Below are 4,288 nucleotides of genomic sequence, written 5' to 3'. Positions count from 1 at the left end.
CAACTCCTTGGCCCACAGAACGACATGGCTACGACCCGACTTCCCGGCGGAGGGCCCGAACAGGGTGAAGCATCCGGGGCGTTCGCGGCGTGGTCGGGAGTGCAGATGCCTGCGTCGCTGCGCCGCGCTGGTGAGAGCCTGCAGCACCCCAGCGACGCTGGCGCTGCCGTTGGTCGCGCGATGGCTGACGCCACCCATGGCACGCGCCACCGCTTCGAGGAGGCCTCTGAGGCCGTCGAGCGCAAGGTGTTCGATCCGATTCGCAAGAAGCTCAAGAAAGACTAAACGCGGCCCTCTCGCCCGCGTGCTTCCGCAGTTTGGCCCGCGTGCTTCCGCAGTTTCGCGCGCCAATTTCTGAGTGTCCGGCGTGCCGTTGCTTCGATCGCACTGAAGATGTGGACAATGCGTCACTTCTACCCCTAAAGTAGCGTTTCAGCACTTCAGTAACACCCGTATCAAGTGCGCGTACATAAGGACAGCCCAATGGCAAGCGATCTATCTGATGTGAAGTTTTTGACGGTCGCCGAGGTTGCGGACATGATGCGCGTCTCCAAGATGACCGTCTATCGACTGGTGCATTCCGGGGAGCTTCCCGCCATCCGATTCGGCCGATCCTTTCGCGTTCCGGAGTCGGCAGTAGAGGCAGCTGTGCAGTCCCACATCGCGGACGTCGGCTGACCCCCACAAACATCGGTTACACTGTCGAGAGGCAATAATATTTTTCCGCGGTTCTGAACGGACCCGGTCGTCTGTTCAAGAATCAGTGAGGTTTTCATGGGCTCTGTAATCAAGAAGCGCCGTAAGCGTATGGCTAAGAAGAAGCACCGCAAGTTGCTTCGTAAGACTCGTCACCAGCGCCGCAACAAGAAGTAGCGCACGACACGAAAACGCCAGACCTTCGGGTCTGGCGTTTTTTGTGTCGTTTTTTGCGCCGGGGGAGCGTCTGGGCGCTAGTTGGCCTCGCGGCGGAGGCGGCGACGAGCCGCGCGGATGCTCTTCTTGTTGAGGTTCATAATCGACCAGCCGTGAGTGACCGCATGGCGAAGAAGCACCGAGTCGGGATTCACCACAACCCTGTGACCCGCCAGTTCCAGCAGGGGCAGGTCGTTGCGCGAATCGGAATAGGCCCAGCACTCCGAAAGCGCAGAGCCGATGCGTTCGGCAAGCCCGCGGGCGGCATCCGCCTTGAGCGGGCCGTGCAACATATGGCCGATGAGGTTGCCCGTGTAACGGCCATCGGAGGTTTCGAGCTCCGTGCCGATGGCTCCCGTGAGACCCAGCCTGCGCGCTATCACGTTGGCAACAACAGAGGGGGTCGCCGTCACGAGCCATACCTGATGCCCCATGGCGATGTGCTCGCGGGCAAGACCAACACTCTCGGGCCAGAGACGCGGCTGGATTTTGGTGTCGAAGATCTCTTCTGCGAGCTGCTCGACCTCCGACTGGGGGATGCCCACGGCAAGCCCTAGGGCCTTCTCGCGCACGATCTCGAGGTGGCGCAGATTCTCGCCCACGGCCACGAAACGGGCCTGGGTCCAGGCGAATCGCAGCAGATCCCGCAGCGTCACATAGCCGCGTCGGTAGGCACCGCCGCCCACGTGATAAACGCTCGCGCCACGCATGAGCGTGTTGTCGACATCAAAAAACGCAATGACAGGACCGCCGCCCCCTGCGTCGTCGTTGCTCGCATTCATCGCGCCCATGCTAGCGGGCCACGGCCCGAGAGGGTCAAAGTCTGCTCAGACGGGCACCCCCGTAACATGGGGGTATGCCCGCCCTCACGCTGCTGACCCGCCCCGGATGCCACTTGTGTGACGACGCCAGGGATGTTGTGAGTGCTGTTATCGAGGAGCTGGGCGGCGAAGCATCCGCTGGGCCCATAACGCTCGAGGAACGCTCGATCGTGGACGACGCCGAGCTGCTCGCCCGTTATTCAGAGGAGATTCCGGTGCTGCTGATTGACGGCCGCGTGCACAACATGTGGCGCATCGACGCCGAGCGGCTGCGGTCGGCTTTAACGACCGCAGCGCCCTAATCGGTTAGTCCTTCTTGGCCGCTGCTTCTGCCTCGGCGCGCGACTCGTACACGGGCTCATCGAGCACGAAGGTGAGGGTCTCGTTGGGGGCGACGAGAAGCAGGTCGGTCGGCTCCTCGGCGGCCTCAAAGTCGTCTGCCGTGAGGGGCTCGTCGTTGAGGTGAACGGTCACGAGGCCGCTGCCGGTCTCAAGAGCGTCGATCTCGAACGCGGGAAGCGGCTTGCCCGCCTTCTGCAGCAGCTCTCCGACGAGGGCTCCGATGCCGCCGGCACGAGAAAGCAGGGCCTTCTCGTCGGAGACCGTGTAGTCGTAGCGGGTGCGCACCGTGAAGGTGAGCTCGTCGGCGCCAGAAGCCTCATCGGGCTCTTCGGCCTCGTCATAGAGGTCATCAAGGGCGTCGCCGTACTCGCCAACGGCCTCCCACAGGCGACGGTCGACCTCTTCGGCCTCGTCGTCGCTTCCGGTGCCGCCAGCGACCAGGTCGATGTGCGTGCGCAGGATCTCGAGCAGCGCCTCCCCGGCTTCGATTGCGGACTGACGGGAGGGGACAGATTCATTGCTCATATCCGCCACGGTACCAGCCACTGCGGGGCAGTGAGGAGCCGTGCGGATGAGCGCAATTCAGCAACCTCGCAGAAACGGCCCGTAACCTCGACGGGTTTAGCCCGGGCCCGTTGAGCCACCCCATCGTCAACACCCCCGTTATGACCCGAAACTTTCGCCCCAGTACTGCGCGACGCCGCGCAGAAGTGGCGCGCCCCGGTGCAAAAACGTGGATCGCCGTCTCCGCCGCAGCATTGGCTGTGGTCACTCTCGTCGCCACACTCCCAGCCCACCTCGCCGAATCGACTACGGTCGCCAAGGATCAGGCCCAGAGCCTCGACATCGTCGATTCTGCGGTGCTGTCGGTCACGGCCCGCGACAGCTATACGGCATCCGCCCCCAACGCCGAGACGTACATTGCGGGCGGAACAAACCGTGACTGGGCCGCGCTCGTGCTCTTTTATGGCGAATGGCCCGTCACCGACGAGAACGTGACCGTGATCATGCGGTGGATGCGGCAAGAGAATTATGTGAAGTCCTGGTGGAACCGCAACAACCCCCTCAACAACGGCTGGGGTTCCGGCGGAGGAGGGGGCACCGGCTCATATGCCAGCCTGCGGGACGCAGCGCTCAATGCCGCCGAAGCGCTGCACACCCTTCCCGGCTATGCCGGCATCCGAGAGTCCTTCGCGGCATCGGCCCCCACGGCGACAACCGAGGCCGCCATCTGGGCCTCACCGTGGGCAAGTGGGCACTACAACAATGGCGCGCACTGGCACTACAGCGACGTCGAGATCATCGCAGCGCCAGCATCCGCCTGGTAGAGAGAGCCGGTTTTAGCCGAACAGCCCCACAAGTTCGGTTGAGGGGATCATGACATCGCCGTAGGTGTTGATGAACTCGGCTGGCACACCGGCCTCAAGCGCTGAGGCGCTGAGATCGAGATAATCGCCTTCGAACGTGTACCCCTCGATAATCCAGTCCTCGATGGACTGAAGATCGGGGTGCTGCGCGGCGACCTCAAGAAGCGCGCGGTATTCGTCAGCGGGCAGGGACGCGGCGTCGGCCGCGACGAAGATCACGACAACTCCCTCGCCGTAGTAGGCGTCGAACTGGATCTCATCAGCGCTGGGCGCGGCGGCAGCGAACGCGGCGGAAGCGAGTTCGTATTCGCCGGGCGAGAGCTCGGTCTCGGTCTCTGTCGTGCCCGAGCTGCTCCCCTCCGCGAACTGCTCGAGGAGGCGGGGCGACTCCGCGATTGCCGCAGTGAACCCGGTCAGCAACAGCGTAATGACGAAGAAGGTGATGATCGATCCGACGATTCCGAGGGCGCCGGTAATTAGTCCGGCGATTGACATGCCCTTGGACTGACGCTTGACCAGCGCGATGATGCCGAGAACCACAGCGGCGATTCCGCAGGCGATCGAGAGCCAGAAGAACACGACCGTGACCAGCGACACGATGCCGGTGACGAGGGCTGCGATGGCCAGGCCCTTGGCGGAGGACGGCGCGGGTGCCGGTGCTGCGCTGTAGGGGCTGGTCGTGAACGCGGCGGGAGCCTCGGGCACTGCTGGCGGTGTGAAGTCAGACATAGCAACTCTTTCGTCGGTGAACTGTGGCCGTGGTGCAGCGGAGGGGTCCTGAATGCGCAATCCGCCGTCGCGGGCGAGCGCATTCAGGACCCCTCAGCGGAGAAGTAGTCCGACCCT

Annotated in this window: 8 protein-coding genes; 5 read left to right on the top strand and 3 right to left on the bottom strand. The window is 63.5% G+C overall.

Going from position 1 to position 4,288, the window contains the following annotated elements:
• The 3 genes from AC062T_RS00750 to AC062T_RS00740 form a co-directional block, all read left to right on the top strand.
• A partial coding sequence (locus tag AC062T_RS00750; RefSeq protein ID WP_476026463.1) for a hypothetical protein occupies positions 1 to 285 on the top strand: 285 nt, incomplete at its 5' end.
• A gap of 198 nt (positions 286 to 483) precedes the next feature.
• Complete coding sequence (locus AC062T_RS00745; protein ID WP_108514701.1) at positions 484 to 678, top strand: helix-turn-helix domain-containing protein; 195 nt, start codon at positions 484 to 486, stop codon at positions 676 to 678.
• A 96-nt stretch (positions 679 to 774) separates the two neighbouring features.
• Positions 775 to 873 (top strand): 30S ribosomal protein bS22, encoded by a 99-nt coding sequence (locus tag AC062T_RS00740; protein WP_003792170.1) that lies wholly within the window; start codon positions 775 to 777, stop codon positions 871 to 873.
• Between the two features lie 77 nt (positions 874 to 950).
• Here AC062T_RS00740 and AC062T_RS00735 read toward each other — a convergent pair whose 3' ends face one another.
• Positions 951 to 1,694: an HAD family hydrolase gene (locus AC062T_RS00735; RefSeq protein ID WP_476026429.1), complete on the bottom strand. Its 744-nt coding sequence runs from the start codon at positions 1,692 to 1,694 to the stop codon at positions 951 to 953.
• A 74-nt stretch (positions 1,695 to 1,768) separates the two neighbouring features.
• On the opposite strand from AC062T_RS00735, the gene AC062T_RS00730 reads away from it, so the two are divergent.
• Positions 1,769 to 2,035 carry a glutaredoxin family protein gene (locus AC062T_RS00730; protein WP_476026427.1) on the top strand — a complete coding sequence of 89 codons (267 nt, stop codon included), beginning with the start codon at positions 1,769 to 1,771 and terminating at the stop codon, positions 2,033 to 2,035.
• Positions 2,036 to 2,039: 4 nt separating this feature from the next.
• Here the strand turns inward: AC062T_RS00730 and AC062T_RS00725 are convergent, their stop codons facing one another.
• Complete coding sequence (locus tag AC062T_RS00725; RefSeq protein WP_146181305.1) at positions 2,040 to 2,600, bottom strand: hypothetical protein; 561 nt, start codon at positions 2,598 to 2,600, stop codon at positions 2,040 to 2,042.
• A gap of 110 nt (positions 2,601 to 2,710) precedes the next feature.
• On the opposite strand from AC062T_RS00725, the gene AC062T_RS00720 reads away from it, so the two are divergent.
• Positions 2,711 to 3,403 carry a hypothetical protein gene (locus tag AC062T_RS00720; RefSeq protein ID WP_476026424.1) on the top strand — a complete coding sequence of 231 codons (693 nt, stop codon included), beginning with the start codon at positions 2,711 to 2,713 and terminating at the stop codon, positions 3,401 to 3,403.
• Positions 3,404 to 3,415: 12 nt separating this feature from the next.
• Here the strand turns inward: AC062T_RS00720 and AC062T_RS00715 are convergent, their stop codons facing one another.
• The gene (locus AC062T_RS00715) at positions 3,416 to 4,171 is read right to left on the bottom strand and encodes a DUF4190 domain-containing protein (protein WP_476026422.1); all 756 of its coding nucleotides are present in this window, start codon (positions 4,169 to 4,171) and stop codon (positions 3,416 to 3,418) included.
• Positions 4,172 to 4,288 lie beyond the last annotated feature (117 nt).

The organism is Homoserinimonas sp., from assembly GCF_056262345.1.
The sequence above is the reverse complement of the archived record's forward strand: the minus strand, read 5'-3'. Positions and strand labels throughout refer to the sequence as shown.